Below are 16,752 nucleotides of genomic sequence, written 5' to 3'. Positions count from 1 at the left end.
GCCGCAGTCTGACGCGACATCAGCCGAAGACGGAAGGCATCCAGCGCCGGAGCGTCGCCGCCAGGGCCGCCGCGACCCCGACCGCGACGGGCGGTACGGCGAACGCGAGCGCGGGTCCACCTCGGTCGACCAACATCCCGCCAAGCGCGGATCCGAGCGCCGTACCGATCGCCAGACCGGTCGACTGCCAGGCGAACGCCTCGGTGCGGCATTCGACAGGCGTCGCGCGGCTGATCAACAGGTATCCGGACATGGCCAGCGGCGTAGCCAGGAGGCCGGTCGCCGTCAGCGTGACCGCCAGTCCGATCAGGCCGGCCGGGGACTCGATCGCGGCGAACACCGACAGCGGCACCAGCCCACAGCCGAACCACACCATCAACCGGACGTAGTCTCTCGACGCCTCGAGCATGCCGCCGATCAGCCCACCCAGGGTCAGCGTCGACTGGACGATTCCGGCGGCCGTCGGCGCGCCCGCACGTGCCGCCGAGGCGACGAGCGCGATCGGCAGGACGCCGTACGTCAGGCTCTGCAGCAGGGTGCTCGTGCTCAGGATCCGGACTGCGGCTATCCGCAACGCGCCGTGGCGCAAACGCTCGTGCGGACGGGGGCGGCGCGGACCGGCTGCCACGACGAAACCAAAGGTGCCTCCAGCAACCAATGTGGCGGCTGTGAGTGCGGTCACGGCGGGCCCGGCGAGTGCGATCAGTCCGGTCGCCAGCAGTGGGCCGAAGAGGAAGAAGCTCTGCTGCAGCAGGGATTCCATCGCGTAAGCGGCCGGCAGTTGGTCCTCGGTGACCAGCTCCGCCCACAAGGCCTTCACGGCTCCAGAGATCGGCGGTACGCCGAGACCGGCCAGGACGGCCAGTGCGCCGAGAACGGCGGGAGTCTTTGTGCTGACGAGACCGATCGTGGCCGCCACGTGGACCAGAGCGATCGGGATCAGCACCCGGGCGTACCCGTACCGGTCGACGAGACGACCTTGCCAGGGAGCGGTCGCCGCGTCGCCCAGTGCGAAGAGCGCGGTCACCGTGCCGGCGAGCGCGTACGACCCCGTCCGCTGGGTCACCAGCAGCACCAGAGTCAGCGGCATGATGCCTTTCGGCATCCGGGCCAGCAGCGAACTGACGGCCAGGGACTTGATCCGGGGCAGCGCAAGGATGGAACGAAAGTCTGCGGGACGACGGAACACGGACATCACCTCGGGCGTTCGACGGGCACGGTCAAGTGCGCCGACGTCGCCCTACCAGGCTTTTGCCCCTTCAGATGCCCACCGTCGCGGTGGGTCGTGGCGCTCGGACCAGCCCGCCCGCGGGCGGCGGAACCCTAGCCACGTCCTGTCGATCGACCCCCAAATTAACACGCGGTCCGCACCTCCGACCGCCTAATCTCGGGGGATGCGATTGTTCGTGGCCGTGGTGCCACCCATCGAAGTTGTGGAGGATCTGAACGAGTTCGTCGAGCCGCGGCGGGAGCATCCGGATGACGACATCCGGTGGGCCTCGGACCAGCACTGGCACATCACGCTGGCGTTCCTCGGCGACGTACCGGACTGGAAGACCGAGGAACTCGAGGAGCGGCTGGAGTCGGCCGCACAACGGCAGAAGCCGTTCGAGTTGCAGCTGACCGGCGCCGGCGCGTTTCCCGGCGTACCGGATGCACGTGTGCTGTACGCCGGAGTACGTGATGACAGCGAATCACTCAAGCACCTGGCGATGACCACCCGGGCGGCGGCGAGTCGCGCCGGTGTCACCGTCGAGGGCAGGAAGTTCACCCCGCATGTCACGCTGGCCCGGTTGCGGCGGCCGATCGATGTGACCAGGTGGGTCAGGGTTTTCGACACCTACGACAGCCCGGTCTGGACCGCCGGCAGCCTGCGTTTGATCGAATCCCGGCTCGGTGAGGGTCCGGGCCAGAGTGCGGCGTACGACACAGTAGGCGAATGGGACTTCTTAGGTTAACCTCAGCAAGGTTAGCCGTACCTAATGCTATGGAAGTGTCGCCGCCATGCTCGCGAATTATCTGATCGGACTCCGTGAGGGACTCGAGGCTTCGCTGGTTGTCAGCATCCTCGCCACGTTCCTGGTCAAGTCCGGACATCGCGATCGACTGAAACTGGTCTGGATCGGAGTCGTCTCGGCACTTGCTGTCGCGGCGGTCGCCTGGGGTCTGCTCCAGTTCGTCACCGCGTTGACCGCGAAGTCGTTCACCACCCAGGAGACCGTCGGCGGGGTGATGTCGATCCTCGCGGTCGGCTTCGTCACCTGGATGATCTTCTGGATGCGCAAGGCGTCCCGCAGCATCGCCAAGGAACTGCGCGAGCGGATGGGGCAGGCCCTCGAGGTCGGCTCCCGCGCCGTCGTCATCCTCGCGTTCCTGGCGGTGTTCCGGGAGAGCATCGAGACCGCGTTCATCGTGTACGCGTCGGCCGCCACCGCGACCACCGCCGTACCGCTGGTCGGCGTCCTGCTCGGGCTCGGTACGTCGGTGCTGCTGGGGATCGCGATCTACAAGGGCGCGGTGAAGATCAACCTGGCCGTGTTCTTCAAGTGGACCGGCGCGGTGCTGATCCTGGTCGCGGCCGGCATCTTCGCGTACGGGTTCCACGACCTGCAGGAGGCCGGCATCCTGCCCGGCATCCAGCACCTCGCCTTCGACATCTCGCACGTGATCCCGCCGGACAGCTGGTACGGCGTACTGCTGAAGGGCATCTTCAATTTCAACCCGACCCCGACCGTGCTCGAGGCCACCGCGTGGGTCGTCTATCTGGTCCCGGTGATGGTGCTCTACTTCCGTCCGGTGAAGAGCTCCACGCCGCCGCCCGTACCGGTGGCCAAGACCGCCGGCGAAGCGGCCTGAACCACCCCCTCACATCCCCGCTCAGGAGAACCATGTCCACCTCATTGCCCCGTCGGGCCGCCATCCTCGGCGTCGTCATCAGTATCGGCGCGCTGACCGCGTGCGCGAAGGACGAGCCAGCGGCCAAGGACGACGGCACCGGCCCGGTCTCGGTGAAGGCGTCCGACTCGGGTTGTGACCTCAGCCGCCGCGACGTGAAGTCCGGCACCAGCACGTTCTCGGTCGCGAACGGCGGCAGCAAGATCACCGAGTTCTACGTGTACGCCGAGGGCGACCGGGTGATGGGCGAGGTCGAGAACATCGGCCCGGGCCTGAAGCGGGACCTGATCGTCGAGCTGCCGACCGGCAAGTACCAGGCGGTCTGCAAGCCGGGCATGGTCGGCGACGGGATCCGCGGCGACCTCACCGTGACCGGTGACGCGCCCGCGCAGGTCGACACCGACACCGAGCTGAAGCAGGCGACCTCGAGCTACCAGCGGTACGTGAACTCGCAGGCGATCGCGCTGGAGCAGAAGACGGTCGAGTTCGTCACCGCGGTGAAGGCCGGCGACGTCGCGAAGGCGAAGGCGCTGTTCCCCGTGTCGCGGACGTACTGGGAGCGGATCGAGCCGGTCGCGGAGTCGTTCGGCGACCTCGACCCGAAGATCGATGCCCGGGTCAACGATGTCGAGCCCGGCACCGAGTGGACCGGGTACCACCGCATCGAGCAGGCGCTGTGGGTCTCCAACAGCACCAAGGGCATGGAGAAGTACGCCGACCAGCTGCTGACCGACGTCAAGACGGTGGTCGCGAAGGCCAAGGTCGTGAAGCTGACGCCGCTGCAGCTGGCCAACGGCGCCAAGGAACTGCTCGACGAGGTCGCGACTGGCAAGGTCACCGGCGAGGAGGACCGCTACTCGCACACCGACCTGTGGGACTTCCAGGCCAACGTCGAAGGCTCGCAGGCCGCGATCCAGGCGCTCCGCCCGGCACTGCAGTCGCGCGACAAGGCGCTGGTCACCCAGCTGGACACCAACTTCAAGGCCGTCTTCGCCGCACTCGACAAATACCGCGACGACGCCGGCTTCAAGCCCTACACGGCCTCCGAAGCCGAGAAGAAAGCCCTCGGCGCCGTAGTCGACGGCCTGGCCGAGCCAGTCAGCAAAGTAGCCGGAGTAATCGCCCAAAAATGACCGAGCGCAAGGGAATCTCGCGCCGCGGCCTGTTCGGCGCGGCTGGTGCAGCGGTCGCGACCGGAGTTGCCGGGTACGCCGCGCACTCCGCATTGGCCAGTGAACCGTCGCAGGCTGCCGACAACAACGGGCCGGTGGAGTTTCACGGGCCGCGCCAGGCCGGGATCATCACGCCGGTGCAGGATCGGCTGCACTTTGCCGCGTTTGATGTGACGACGACGAGTCGGGACGACTTGATCGGGCTGTTGAAGGAGTGGACCGCCGCGGCCGCGCTGTTGACGGCCGGGCGGGACATCGGTCAGTACGGCGCGGTGAACGGACCCGACGAAGCACCGCCCGAGGACACCGGCGAGGCGGTCGGTCTGCCGCCGGCGCGGTTGACGATTACCGTCGGGTTCGGACCGAGCCTGTTCGACAAGCGGTTCGGTCTCGCCGCGAAACGCCCGAAGGCGCTCGTCGACCTGCCGCACTTCATCGGCGATGACCTCGACCCGACCCGCTCGTACGGCGACATCGCCGTACAGGCCTGCTCCGACGACCCGCAGGTCGCAGTACACGCGATCCGCAACCTCGCCCGGATCGGCTTCGGACGGGTCGCCGTACGGTATTCCCAGCTCGGCTTCGGCCGTACGTCGTCGACCTCGCGCGCCCAGGCGACCCCGCGGAACCTGTTCGGCTTCAAGGACGGCACGGCCAACCTCAAGCTCGAGGACGCCGACAAACTCGAGCAACAGCTGTGGGTGCAGCCCGAGGACGGCCCCGACTGGATGGTCGGCGGCTCGTACCTGGTGTCACGCCGGATCAGGATGAACATCGAGATCTGGGACCGTACGTCGCTCGGCGAACAAGAAGGCATCATCGGCCGGGGCAAGGGCACCGGTGCCCCGCTGGGCAAGTCCGACGAGTTCGACACCCTCGACTTCAACGCCAAGCAGGCCGACGGCGAACCGAAGATCCCGGCCGACTCACACGTCCGCCTCGCGCACCCCACCTTCAACAACGGCGCCGAACTACTCCGCCGCGGCTACAACTTCGTCGACGGCTCCGACGGTCTCGGCCGCCTCGACGCCGGCCTCTTCTTCCTCGCCTACCAACGCGACCCCCGCAAACAGTTCATCCCGATCCAGAACCAACTCGCCAAGAGCGACACGATGAACGAGTACATCCACCACGTAGGCTCCGGCATCTTCGCCTGCCCGCCGGGGGTAACCCCCGGCGGGTACTGGGGCGAGAAGCTGTTCGTCTGAGACGGCGGCGGACCTGCACCACTGACCAACCTCCCCGTTCGGCCCTTCAGCCTGGCTTGCTGAGCGTGCGACGGCACGCCGGGCGGAGGTTGGTCAGTGACGGGCGTCCGCTACTTGACGGCGCCGGCGGTGACGCCGGCGACGAAGTGGCGTTGGGCGAGGAGGAAGCCGATTACTACTGGGACGCTGACTACCAGGGCGGCGGCCATGATCTGGTTCCAGTAGATGTTGGTTTGGGTGGAGTACTGGCGTAGGCCTACGGACAGGGTGCGGTTGGCTTCGGTGGTCATCACCGAGGCGAACAGGACCTCGCCCCACGCGGTCATGAACGAGTAGATCGCGACCGCGATCACGCCAGGACGCGCGGCGGGAAGTACGACGCGCCACAGCGCGCCCATCGGCCCGCAGCCGTCCACCAGCGCGGCCTCGTCCAGCTCGCGCGGGATGCTGTCGAAGTACCCGGCGAGCATCCAGATCGAGAACGGCAGGCTGAACGTCAGGTACGTGATGATCAACCCGAGCCGCGTGCCGACCAGTTGCAGCCCGAACGAGTTGTTGATGTTCACGAAGATCAGGAACAACGGCAGCAGGAACAGCACGCCCGGGAACATCTGCGTCGACAGCACCGTCGTGGTGAACGCCGTCCGCCCACGGAACCGGAACCGCGACACCGCAAAGGCGGCCAGGATCGCGATCGCCACCGAGAACACCGTCGCCGACACGGAGACGATCGTGCTGTTCACGAAGTACCGGGCCAGCGGCACCGTCTTCCACATGTCCACGAACGGCGCCAGCGTCAGGTTCGACGGCCACCAGCTGAACGCGCCCTGCACGTCCTTCAGCGGTTTCAGCGACGACGTGATCATCACGTACAGCGGGACGAGCACGAACAGGCCGAGCACGGTCAGCACGACACCGCGGTAGATCTTGAACCCCTGGGTCTCACGCACGACGCGACCTCCTTCCGGTGACGAGCAGGTACGCGCCGGTGACGATCATCAGGAAGATCAGCAGCAGGACGGACATCGCCGCACCGGTGCCGAAGTTCCAGGTCAGGAACGACGCGTTGTAGATGTGGAACGTGATCAGGTCACCGGCGGGCGGCTGCGCCGTACCGAACAGCACGTACGGCGTGTTGAAGTCGCTGAACGTCCACAGGAAAAGGACGAGTACGAGCACGAGGTTGACCGGCCGCAGCGACGGCAGCGTGATGTTGCGCCACTGCCGCAGGTTGCCCGCGCCGTCGACCGACGCGGCCTCGTACAGATCGCCCGGGATGCTCTGCAGGCCGGCCATCAGCGTGAGGAACGCGAACGTCCACAGCTTCCAGGTCGCGACCACGATCAGCGAGACCAGCGCGTTGCTGCCGATCAGCCAGAACGTCCGTCCGTCGCTGAGGTGCAACTGGTTCAGCACGTGGTTCACGGCGCCGGTGTCGCGCTGGAGCATGAAGTTCCAGGTCAGGATCCCGGCGTACGCCGGAAGCGCGTACGGCACCAGGAAGAACGTCCGGATGATGCCGCGCCCGCGGAACGGCGGCTGCAGCGCGACCGCCGCGGCCATCCCGAGCAGCCACGACAGCGCGACCGTGATCAGCGAGAAGGCGACGGTGACGCCGAACGACTTCAGCAGGCCCTCACCGACCGCGTTGTTGAAGTCCAGCGCGACCTTGTAGTTGTTGAGCCCGGCGCTCGGGGCCGCGGACCAGTTCGCGATGAAGAACTTGGTCAGCTTGATGAAGCTCATCCAGATGCCGACCACCATCGGGATGATGTGGATCAGCAGTTCGGCCAGCACGGCCGGCGCCAGCAGCAGATACGGCAGCCAACGGTTCAGTCCGGGGCGGTGTTCGGGGCCCCGCCTGGTCTTCTTCTTCGCAGGCTTCGCGGCGGCCGGCGTCGCTTCCTGTGTGGCGACGGACATCGACTGGTCGCCTCCTGTCTGTCGGATCGGTGGTGTGGGCTGACGCGGGCAGTGGCCCGGACGAGTCGTCCGGGCCACTGAGCGCGGGTCAGCTACCTGCGGCCACCTGATCCTGGGCGGTCTTCAGGGCCGCCTTCACATCGTCGGCCGTGACGGTCCCACCGGTGGCGATCTTGGCGAACATCGAGTTCATCGCCTTGCCGACGGTGCTCTCGAACTGGTCCTCGGCCGGCACCAGCGGCAGCGGCTTGGACTTGGTGTTGTAGACATCCTGGAACGTCGCCGCCTCGGCCGCGTCGGTAGTGAAGACCGGCTTCGCGTCCTTCAGCACCGGCAGCGAGGAGAACGGCTTGCCCAGCGTCGTCTGCGTGGTCGCGTCCGTCATGTACTTGACGAACTTCAGCGCCGCGTCCTTGTGCTTGGTGTTCTTGAACACCGACAGGTTGATACCGGCCACGTGGCTGGCCACCTGCTCGGCGCCGGACGGAGCCGGGAACGGTACGACGCCGTACTCGCCGGCCTTCATGCCGTTGGCAACGATCGACGAGTCGGCGTTGTTCTGGTTGATGACCATCGCGACCTTCTTGGTGGCGAAGTCGTTGACCGACTTGGTGCCGTTGTCGTACTGCGCGTTCGACGGGTTCGCGACCTTGTCCTTCTGCATCAGGTCGAGGTACCGCAGGACGCCCTGCACGTTGCCGTCACCGGTGAAGGTCGGCTTGCCGTCGGCGTCGAACCAGTCGGCCTTGTTCTGCGCGGCGTTGATGAACGCGAAGTGCACGTTCTCGGTGTAGCTGCCGGCCGCCAGCGCCATACCCCACTGCTTCTTCGCGGGAACGGTCAGCTTCTGCGCGTCGGTGACCATCTCTTCCCAGGTCTTCGGCGGCTGCAGGCCGGCCGCGGCGAACATCGCCTTGTTGTAGTACAGGCCGTAGGCCAGACCGTAGAGCGGGACCGAGGTCGGGTCGGTGCCCTCCTTGCCGCCGGTCGCCAGAGCCGTCGGCACGAACTTGTCCTTCCCGCCGATCGCGCCCATCGCGTCGCCGTCGAACGGCAGGAACGCGTCGGTCGCCTGCAGCGAGGCCGCCCAGGTGTTGCCGATGTTGACCACGTCCGGCGCCTGGCCGGAGGTGATCGCGGTCTGGATCCGCGTCTGCAGATCGTTCCAGCCGATCACCTCGAGGTTGACCTTGATGCCGGTGTCCTGGGTGAACTTCTGCAGGACCGGGGTCAGCACCTCCTTGTCGTTGTCCAGGCTGGTGCCCTGGTTGCTGGCCCAGTAGGTCAGCGTCTGGTCACCACCCGAACCGCCGCCGGAGGAGTCGTTCTTGTCGCCACCACCACACGCGGCGAGGCTGATTCCCATGGCGGTCGCCGCCACCGCGGCTACTAACGAACGCAGTCTCACGTCGGACTCCCTCGTCCCGTCGAGCCTCCACAGAGCTGCGAAGGCGGATCGGCCCCATACTGACCTAACCGGTTAAGTTTCGAAACCCTAACCGGTTCAGTTCCGGGGTCTTCGTTACGACCTCGTGACTGATCCAACCTCTCGCGAGGCCCCGGTAAACGCAATCCAACACCCTCCGAATCCGAATGAATTCACAGAGTCTTGAAAGTGGTCAGAAAGGGGCCGGACCGCTGGAATCCCGGACCCGCAGCTCGCCGGCCGGCGCTTCCTCGTGCTTTTCGCCCTCGACCGTGACGATCCGGAGCAGGAGATCGGCGGCGGCCCGCCCGCGTTCCATCGTCTTCTGGTCGACCGCGGTGATACCGGGCCGGGCGAGCTCGCACAGCGGCGAGTCGTCCCACGCGAGGATCGAGACCTCGGCGGGCACCGCCGTACCGAGGTCCATCGCCACCCGCAGGGCCGCGACCGCCATCAGGTCGTTCCCGAGCACGATCGCGCTCGGCGGATTCGGATCGGCCAGCAGTTGACGGGTCAGCTCGGCGCCGTCGTCGTAGCGGTAGCTGCCTTCGATCTGCCGTACGGCGACCCCGCGCCGCTCGGCCTGCTCCTGCAGGATCTGCACCCGCAGCCGCTCGTGGACGAACGTGAACGGCCCGCTGATATGCGCGATGTTCCGATGCCCGAGCTCGACCAGATGATCGAGCAGCAACCCGACCGTCTCCTCCGGTGAGCTGATCAACCGCCCGACCGAATCGTCCGGCGCGTTCGAGCTCACCACCACGCACGGAACCCCGAGCTCCTTCAGCAGCGGGATCCTGGGGTCGTCGTCGTGCTCGTCGAACAGGATGAACCCGTCGACACGTCCCTGCCGCGACCACCGCCGCAGTACGTCGAGATCCTCGCCGTGCTCGCCCGTGAGCCGCAGCAGCAGCGACGAATCGACCTCGTTCAGGTACTGCTCGATGCCGACCAGCGTGCGCATGTAGAACGCTTCGGTCGAGATCAGCGCCGGGTCACGGGCGATCACGATCCCGATCGTCCGGGTCCGGCTGGCCGACAGCGCGACCGCGGCGGAGTTCGGGTGGAAGCCCAGCTCCTCGGCCAGATCGAGCACCCGCTGCCGGGTCTCCTCGCTGACGCCGGCCCGGCCGTTCAGCGCGTACGAGACCGACGCCTTCGAGATGTGCAGCCGGCGCGCGAGATCGCTGATCGTGACCCGATGACTGCGGCGCGTACTGCCCTGTGGGCCGTCGTCGCCGACCTCACCGCCGTCGGTCACAGATCCGCTGCTCGTCATCGCCTGGCTCCCCGCACAGACGGGAGATTAGCAGCGGCATTTCGGGGCTGGCGGGCTCGCGGTGTTTTGGATAGCGTTTTCCCATGCTGCCGAATGAGCCGTTGCGACTCGATTTCCTGCCGTGGGAGTACAAGCGAACGGCCTCCGACGCCGAACGCGATCGCCAGGCCGAACGGCAGTCGCGTCTCGGCGGGTCGGTCCGGCTCGACGCCGACGTGTACGTCGCGGAGTCGGCCGCCGTGTACTGCGACGAGCTGACGATGGGGGAGCGCTCGTACATCGCCGCGCACGCCTACGTCACCGGAAACATCACGCTCGGATCCGACTCCACGATCAACCCGTTCTCCGCCGTTCGCGGCACAGTGACGATCGGCGACGGCGTACGGATCGGCGCCCATACGTCGCTGCTCGCGTTCAATCACGGCACGGCTCCCGGTCAGCCGATCTTCAAACAACCTCACACCGCCCTCGGCATCACGATCGGCGACGACGTCTGGATCGGCTCCAACGTGACGATCCTCGACGGTGTCACCGTCGGCCCACACACCATCATCGGCGCCGGCGCGGTCGTCACCAAGAACATCCCGGCCAACTCGGTCGCCGCCGGCAACCCCGCCCGCGTCCTCCGCTCGCGAACAGGATCCTCCATGTCAGGTGACCTCCGTACCCAGTTGACAGCCTTCGCCGCCAAGGCGCGTTCACAGGTGGACGACGTACTCGCTCGTTGTTGGGACGGCGAGCGTTTCGTCGACCGTCCTGACCTCGACCATGAGCCGGCGGTGCGCCCGTGGTGCGACGCGATCGAGATCGCCGACCTGCTGGTACGTCGTACTCCGCTCGGGCACACGCGCGACGACCTGGTCCGCCGGCTGCGTCACCGGCAGGACCCGAAGACCGGACTGGTCGCACCAGGAGACCTCTCGGACTCCGGGCTGGACCTTCCGGATGACACCAAACTCTCTGTCCTGGAAGGCCCGGCCGGCTATCACGTCCTGTGTGTCGGCTACGCGCTCCAGGTCCTCGGCAGCAGCTTCGAGCACCCGATCGACACCACATTCACCTTCACCGACCTGGACAATTTGCCCTGGGCAAGGAGGTCCTGGTCGGCCGGGTCCGGTATCGACCACCTCAGCACGGCTATCGCCCGGAATCTCCATGACCACAAGGAATCCGGCCCACTCGAAGCGTTGATGGGCTGGCTCGTGACGAGGGTCGACCCAACGACCGGTGCTTGGGGACACCAACATCCCGACGACGGCTGGCTGCAGGTCGTCAACGGTTTCTACCGCCTCACCCGCGGTACCTACGCCCAGTTCGGCCTCCCGCTGCCGTACCCCGAACAAGCGGTCGCCACTGTCCTTGCCCACAGCAACGACCGCCGCATGTTCACCGGCGACAACTACAACTCGTGCAACATCCTCGACGTCATCCACCCGTTGTGGCTGGCCCGCAAACAGACGACGTACGGCGAGCAGGACGCCCGCCGCTGGGCCGAGGAACAACTGCGCGCGATCCTCCCGCGCTGGGTCGACGGCGCCGGCTTCGCCTTCGCTCCCGACGGCACCGACGACCGCGCAATCCCCGGCCTGCAAGGCACCGAGATGTGGCTCGCCATCATCTGGCTGCTGTCCGACTACCTAGGCCTCTCCGACGCCCTCGGCTACCGCCCCCGCGGCGTACACCGCCCCGAACCCCTCATCACTCTCCACTGAACCAGCCGTCTGCGCCGACGTTCTGGCCGACGCGGCCGGCGTAGTGGTCGATGAAGATGCGGGAGGAGAGTTCGCGGCGGCTGGAGACGCCGACCTTGTCGAAGATCGCCTTCAGGTGGTCTTGCACGGTGTACGGCGACAAGTGCAGCTGGTCCGCGATCTGCGCAGTACTCGCGCCACCCAGCACTTCTTGCACCACGGCCCGCTCGCGCTCGGTCAGTCCGTACGCCGCGACGACGAGCGGGATGATCGCCGCGCCAGCGGGCTCGATGGTGACGGCGATGTCTGTGGTCAGCCCATCCGGTCCGCGGACCGATGCGGCTTGGACGGTCAGCCACTGACCGGACTGACTGCGCAGTCGCATCTGTGGCACCTGCGTGGCGAGTCCGGGTACGCAGCGCGCCGCAGACACCACGATCGCCACTGAGACCGGCAGCCGCGACCACAGGTCGCCGCCCAGGTCCGCGATGCGATCCTCTGCGGCCGGTGTGGCCGAGGTGATCTCATCGGCCGCGTTGACGATCACGACCGCAGTACCGCTGTCCTGCCACTCGACGTCCGCAGAGATCAGACCACGCCGCATGCCACGCGTTAGCACTGGCTCCAGCCGGTGCATGAACTCGGCCTCGGCCGGTGAGAACCCGGTGCGCCCCTTCTCTCGGTACAGCGTGTAGAAACCCCACATTCGGTGGTCCGACCGCATCGTCCCGCGCATCTCATGCCGCAGACCGGTGCTGGCGACCATCTCCCGGTGCCGTGCACTCAGCTCGGGGCGGCCGCCCGTCGCCTCGTCCAGGATGCTGACGCCGATCTCCCGCCGGGCCAGATCGGCGAACCGGTTGATGTCCGGAGCGCCGTACTCGTGCTGGACGAACGCGACCTCGTCCGCCCAGCGCAGCCCGCTCTTCACCCGTCCGGTCAGCAGACTGGTTGCTGGATCGGCCGGCCCGAGGCAGATCCCGTCGTTCGGTATCGCCCGCTGCAACAGCTCGATCGTCGCCAGTCCGAAGTCCTGCCACGACAGCCCGGCGTCCGCGGCAGCCTCCAGGCCTGCGCGTGCGGACTCCGCGTGGTAGGTCTTCACCAAATCAGTCTGCACCAGTGCCAGGCCATGAGGTACCCCAGAAACCTGGGATACCGCTGGGGGAGAGGTGGCTGGATTGTGGTGGGCATGCACGAACTACGTCAGGTACTGAGCGGGCGGCTGGTGACGCCGGGCGACCCGGACTGGGATCAGGTACGACGCGCGTGGAACCTGTCCGTCGACCAACAGCCCGCGGCCGTCGTAGAGGCGGCTGGGCCGAGTGATATCGAGTACACGATCGCGTACGCCGGTGCGCGCGGGCTGAAGGTGGCTGCGCAAGCAGGTGGCCACGGTGCGACCCGTGCGCTCGACGGGACGATCGTGGTGCGCACTGACGCATTGGACGACATCTGGGTCGACTCCCACGCCCGCATCGCGCGGCTGGGTGCCGGAGTGCGCTGGGGGACCGTGCAGACAGCGCTGGACGGCACCGGACTGACCGGACTCCCTGGTACGAGCAGCAACATCTCGGTGACCGGCTTCTGCACGAGTGGCGGGTTCTCGTGGTTCTCTCGCCCGTTCGGGAGCGGTGCGGGCAGTCTGCGGTCCGCGGAGATCGTCGACGGGGCTGGGGCCCGCCGATGGATCGACGACGCGGTCGACCCGGACCTGATGTGGGCGCTGCGCGGTGGCGGCGGGAACTTCGGTGTGGTGACGTCGATCGAGGTGGACCTGCATCCGGCGCCGGACATCACGGGTGGGCGGCTGATGTTCCCGATCGAGCAGTCGGAGGCGGTGCTGACGGCGTACGGGAAGGCGACGCAGGAGGCGGCGGAGCAGGTGACGCTGTGGGCGTACCTGATCCACTACCCGCACTCACCGGCGTTGCCGGACGCAGTACGTGGGAAGTCGTTCTGCATGGTCGATGCGATCACGCCGTACGCGCCGGAAGCATTGGAGGGAGTGCTTTCGACCATCCGTGCGGCCGGGACACCTGTGGCCGACACGATCACTCCGCTGTCGCCCAGTGGAGTCGCGGAGATGAATGCGGTGCCGGCGCCGCCGCAGGCGCTTTCGCTCATCACCAGCACGTTCGACGAGCTCACACCGGAGCTGATCGCCACACTGCTCGAGTACGCCGGTCAGCCGTCGCTGATCTTCCAGGTGCAGATCCGGCACCTGCGGGCGAGCGGTGAGGTTGGTCACGCCGGCGTGGCGGCGGCCGACCCGGCAGCGCAGTACATGGTGCTCGCCGTGTCGATCGTGCCGGTGCCAGAGCTGCAGGAGCCGGCAGAGGCGGCACTGCGTGCGCTGAAGGAGACCCTGGCGCCCTGGCACACCGGTGAGATGCCGCCGACCGGTCTGTCCGCGTGGGAGTCGCTGCAGGACTCCATCAGCGAGCCCGACCTGGCCAGACTGCGGGAGATCAAGCAGCGGGTCGATCCGCTCGGTGTCCTGGTCGGCAACTACCCACTGGTGTGAACGACCCGGACGGGGGTCCACTAGCCTGAGCAAGTGGACCCCCGGACCCGTCGCCTCGTCACCTCTATCGTGCTGGCAGCGCTCATCGCGATCGTCGTGATCGCAGCGTTCATCCGGTGACGGTTGCCGAGCCCAGGACGACGTACGGCTGGTTGGACAGGTCGGCGGCCAGACCGGGGTAGAGCGCCTGCCCACCGGACCGGTGCTGCACGCTGAAGAAGTACATCAGCGGGTACGTCGACGCCGTGTACTCACCGTCGATCGTGCCGGACAACGTCTGCCCGGACAGCTCCATCGGGACCTGCTGCCAGGGCTTCGACTGGTCCACATGCCGGTAGTGCAGTGTCGCGCCGGTCACGTCGGGATCCACGACCTCCAGCGACAGCGTGACCGGTTTGCCCCGGTCGAAGCTCTCCGGCACCTGGTGGTCGACGCCTGAGGTGGCCGGCCGGGTCGGTGCTTGGGCCAACTGGGTGACCTGCTGTGTGTCGGTCGCCTCCTGCAGTTCCTCTGCGAGGGCTGCGAGGTCGGCGTCCATGTCCGGGATCCGATGAGCCCAGTGGCCGTGCTCGGATGCCTCGATCCCGAACCGCAGGTCGGGCTGGTAGACGCCGTCGACGATCGCCGGGATCTCGGCGTACGCGTCCCTCGCCGACTGGTAGACCCTGACGGCCGACTCCAGAGCGCTCACCTGTCTGGTTGTCCGATAAGTCGAGTAGTCGACCGCGGCGCGGAACTTGCCGGCGAAGAACCTGCCCATCCTGACCAGGATCTCCAGATCGATCAGGACCCGGCGGACCTGCGCGTCCGACTCGTCCGCGGTCTGACGAGCGCGGTCGAGAGCCTGCTGTCCGTCGTCGACGAGTCGCTCGATCCAGGCCGCCACCTCGAGCGGCGTGTACTTCGCCGACACCGCGCCGCTCGCGAGTGCCGCGACGTACTCGTCGATCGCGTAGAACGTCGTCGGGTCGAACGGGCTGACGCCACCCCAGTTCGCGGGCGGGTCGGTGTCGCCGGCGTAGTGGGGCGACTCGACGCGCGACGAGATCGGGAGGTTGAGATACACCTCGGGCCAGTAGCCGTTGTTCGATCCGCCGACGCCGTGGACCACGGTCACCAGCGGGAGGATCCGGCTCAATGGGCTCAGGGCGTCCTCCACGTGCGCCGCGGCCTCGCCGTACGTGGAGCGCAGGTGACGACGCCAGGTCTCGGGCTCGGCGTCGGGGTTGTACAGCAGCCGACCCCACAACAGGTAGCCGTAGCGGTACTTGGTCCACTCCCGGTTGTCAGACAACCTGAGGTCCTCGCGGACATACGGGTCGCGCCCGCCGACCTCACCGCTGCCGTGACGTCCCTTGAAGAACAGAGGTTCACACAGGTCGACGCCACGGGATCCACCGAACGTCGACAGCCGCCCGTACCCGGCCGCGATCGCGGGATCGCCCCACGCCAGCAGCTTCTGCGTTCCCGGCCAGACCCGGAATATCAGGTCGACGGTCCGGTCCTCGCGCAGGAAGTCGCCGTACCCGTAGCGGGTGAACCGGCGGGAGAACTCGGTGATGCCCTTCATCTCGTGGCCGGCCGGGATCGGCTTGGCCGTCTCCTTGGCCCGGATCGAGGCCTGGTGGTACGGCAGCCCGACGTGCTCGGCCCAGTACTTCGCCGACAGCACCGGGGACAGGTTCGGCAGGTCGACGGCGTCGAGCAGGGCCTGGTCGACGCCCTTCGCGTGCATGTCGATCTCTAGCGGCCGGCCGACCGAGTTCGCACCCTCGAAGACCGCCCGCCAGAAGATCTCGTGCTTGTCGTCGGGGATGCCGCCCTCGTAGTGCACCCGGAAGGTGAGCCCGTCGATGTCGGGACATTCCTCGAGCAGCTTGGCGATACCAGCCTTGCAGTACTCCGCATGGGTCTCCGGACCGATCCCGGTGATCGGGTACCGGTGCACCGAGTCGCGGCCGTAGTCGTACGCGTGGTTCCACAGACCGAGCTGGAACTTCAGCCCGCGCCGTTTGCTCTCGGCAGCGATGAAGCGCAGCGTGTCGAGGTTGCGCTTCTGCTCGTCGGCACCGACTCCTTCAGCCTGTACGTCGTAGCCGTCCACGTCGAACAGGAACGGGTAGGCGAAGCACAGGTAGTTGTCGGTCGCGCCATGGCGATCGGCGCCGTAGTTGTACTGCATGCCAAGCGCGAGGTGGAACCGGTTGAACCGCGACGCGGCCAGCCAGGTCAGGTACTCCGTCCAGAACCGCTGGTCGTGGAACCAGGGCGTGTCCTCGTCCACGCTGGAGAACGACCGCACCACACCCCGGACGGGTACGGCGGGCTGCTCGGCGAACGGCGTCGTACCAGCGAGGTCCTCGCCGGCGGCGACTCGGTCCGCGAGCTCGAGTACTCCGCAGCGCAGGCCGATCTCGTCGTTGCTAACGACAACGAGCTCGTCGTCGACACGGAGTACGGCGTACGACTCGGGCACGTCGGCGAGGTCGGCGGCCGGGACCTCGTCGGGGGTGGCGAGCCGGACCGGTGTGTCGGCGATCCCCTGCTCAGCCAGGGCTTGCGCGAGCTGCTCCATCGCCCAGGTCGCGGTGCGACCGGTCGTGACGGGGTTCTGCTCGTTCATAGGGCTCC

The 16,752-nt window shown here is 67.2% G+C and carries 13 protein-coding genes; 6 read left to right on the top strand and 7 right to left on the bottom strand.

What is annotated here, in order from left to right:
* Positions 1–19: 19 nt before the first annotated feature.
* Entirely contained in the window at positions 20–1,189 is a 1,170-nt protein-coding gene (locus ACQPYH_RS37970; RefSeq protein ID WP_432881735.1) for an MFS transporter, read from the bottom strand.
* A 205-nt stretch (positions 1,190–1,394) separates the two neighbouring features.
* On the opposite strand from ACQPYH_RS37970, the gene thpR reads away from it, so the two are divergent.
* Genes thpR through efeB form a run of 4 tightly spaced genes read left to right on the top strand, consistent with a single transcriptional unit; the run spans position 1,395 to position 5,275 of the window.
* Positions 1,395–1,958 (top strand): RNA 2',3'-cyclic phosphodiesterase, encoded by a 564-nt coding sequence (gene thpR, locus ACQPYH_RS37965; RefSeq protein WP_432881733.1) that lies wholly within the window; start codon positions 1,395–1,397, stop codon positions 1,956–1,958.
* 46 nt (positions 1,959–2,004) lie between these two features.
* Positions 2,005–2,856 (top strand): iron uptake transporter permease EfeU, encoded by an 852-nt coding sequence (gene efeU / locus ACQPYH_RS37960; protein ID WP_432881730.1) that lies wholly within the window; start codon positions 2,005–2,007, stop codon positions 2,854–2,856.
* A gap of 32 nt (positions 2,857–2,888) precedes the next feature.
* The gene (gene efeO / locus ACQPYH_RS37955; protein WP_432881728.1) at positions 2,889–4,028 is read left to right on the top strand and encodes an iron uptake system protein EfeO; all 1,140 of its coding nucleotides are present in this window, start codon (positions 2,889–2,891) and stop codon (positions 4,026–4,028) included.
* Positions 4,025–5,275: an iron uptake transporter deferrochelatase/peroxidase subunit gene (gene efeB, locus ACQPYH_RS37950; RefSeq protein ID WP_432881725.1), complete on the top strand. Its 1,251-nt coding sequence runs from the start codon at positions 4,025–4,027 to the stop codon at positions 5,273–5,275. The genes efeO and efeB overlap by 4 nt, the downstream gene beginning before the upstream one ends.
* A 110-nt stretch (positions 5,276–5,385) precedes the next feature.
* On the opposite strand, the gene ACQPYH_RS37945 is transcribed toward efeB, so the two are convergent.
* The 4 genes from ACQPYH_RS37945 to ACQPYH_RS37930 form a co-directional block, all read right to left on the bottom strand.
* Positions 5,386–6,225, bottom strand: coding sequence for a carbohydrate ABC transporter permease (locus ACQPYH_RS37945; protein ID WP_130441026.1), 840 nt, complete (start codon positions 6,223–6,225; stop codon positions 5,386–5,388).
* A complete protein-coding gene (locus ACQPYH_RS37940; RefSeq protein WP_432881722.1) occupies positions 6,218–7,198 on the bottom strand; it encodes a carbohydrate ABC transporter permease in 981 nt (326 codons plus the stop codon). The genes ACQPYH_RS37945 and ACQPYH_RS37940 overlap by 8 nt, the downstream gene beginning before the upstream one ends.
* Before the next feature lie 88 nt (positions 7,199–7,286).
* Entirely contained in the window at positions 7,287–8,606 is a 1,320-nt protein-coding gene (locus ACQPYH_RS37935) for an ABC transporter substrate-binding protein (RefSeq protein WP_432881720.1), read from the bottom strand.
* Positions 8,607–8,817: 211 nt separating this feature from the next.
* A complete protein-coding gene (locus ACQPYH_RS37930; protein WP_432881717.1) occupies positions 8,818–9,903 on the bottom strand; it encodes a LacI family DNA-binding transcriptional regulator in 1,086 nt (361 codons plus the stop codon).
* Between the two features lie 83 nt (positions 9,904–9,986).
* Here ACQPYH_RS37930 and ACQPYH_RS37925 point away from each other — a divergent pair, with 83 nt between their 5' ends.
* Entirely contained in the window at positions 9,987–11,615 is a 1,629-nt protein-coding gene (locus tag ACQPYH_RS37925) for an acyltransferase (protein WP_432881714.1), read from the top strand.
* On the opposite strand, the gene ACQPYH_RS37920 is transcribed toward ACQPYH_RS37925, so the two are convergent.
* Positions 11,602–12,699: a helix-turn-helix transcriptional regulator gene (locus tag ACQPYH_RS37920; protein ID WP_432881712.1), complete on the bottom strand. Its 1,098-nt coding sequence runs from the start codon at positions 12,697–12,699 to the stop codon at positions 11,602–11,604. The two genes, ACQPYH_RS37925 and ACQPYH_RS37920, sit on opposite strands and share 14 nt — an antisense overlap.
* Before the next feature lie 87 nt (positions 12,700–12,786).
* On the opposite strand from ACQPYH_RS37920, the gene ACQPYH_RS37915 reads away from it, so the two are divergent.
* On the top strand, positions 12,787–14,121 hold the full coding sequence (locus tag ACQPYH_RS37915; protein WP_432881709.1) for an FAD-binding oxidoreductase: 1,335 nt from the start codon (positions 12,787–12,789) through the stop codon (positions 14,119–14,121).
* A 109-nt stretch (positions 14,122–14,230) separates the two neighbouring features.
* On the opposite strand, the gene ACQPYH_RS37910 is transcribed toward ACQPYH_RS37915, so the two are convergent.
* Positions 14,231–16,744, bottom strand: a complete 2,514-nt coding sequence (locus ACQPYH_RS37910) for a hypothetical protein (protein WP_432881707.1) — start codon at positions 16,742–16,744, stop codon at positions 14,231–14,233.
* Between the last annotated feature and the right edge of the window lie 8 nt (positions 16,745–16,752).

Origin of the sequence: Kribbella sp. CA-245084 (assembly GCF_050942355.1) — a bacterium.
In the GTDB taxonomy this organism is placed as follows: Bacteria; Actinomycetota; Actinomycetes; order Propionibacteriales; family Kribbellaceae; genus Kribbella.
Note: the sequence above shows the minus strand (reverse complement) of the source record. Positions and strands in the feature narration are given on the sequence as shown.

What these genes read in the sequence shown, in the direction of transcription:
- thpR (WP_432881733.1), top strand. Translation starts at nt 1,395, where the DNA reads ATGCGATTGTTCGTGGCCGTGGTGCCACCCATCGAAGTTGTGGAGGAT.
- efeU (WP_432881730.1), top strand. Translation starts at nt 2,005, where the DNA reads ATGCTCGCGAATTATCTGATCGGACTCCGTGAGGGACTCGAGGCTTCG.
- efeO (WP_432881728.1), top strand. Translation starts at nt 2,889, where the DNA reads ATGTCCACCTCATTGCCCCGTCGGGCCGCCATCCTCGGCGTCGTCATC.
- efeB (WP_432881725.1), top strand. Translation starts at nt 4,025, where the DNA reads ATGACCGAGCGCAAGGGAATCTCGCGCCGCGGCCTGTTCGGCGCGGCT.
- ACQPYH_RS37940 (WP_432881722.1), bottom strand. Translation starts at nt 7,198, where the DNA reads ATGTCCGTCGCCACACAGGAAGCGACGCCGGCCGCCGCGAAGCCTGCG.
- ACQPYH_RS37930 (WP_432881717.1), bottom strand. Translation starts at nt 9,903, where the DNA reads ATGACGAGCAGCGGATCTGTGACCGACGGCGGTGAGGTCGGCGACGAC.
- ACQPYH_RS37925 (WP_432881714.1), top strand. Translation starts at nt 9,987, where the DNA reads ATGCTGCCGAATGAGCCGTTGCGACTCGATTTCCTGCCGTGGGAGTAC.
- ACQPYH_RS37915 (WP_432881709.1), top strand. Translation starts at nt 12,787, where the DNA reads ATGCACGAACTACGTCAGGTACTGAGCGGGCGGCTGGTGACGCCGGGC.
- ACQPYH_RS37910 (WP_432881707.1), bottom strand. Translation starts at nt 16,744, where the DNA reads ATGAACGAGCAGAACCCCGTCACGACCGGTCGCACCGCGACCTGGGCG.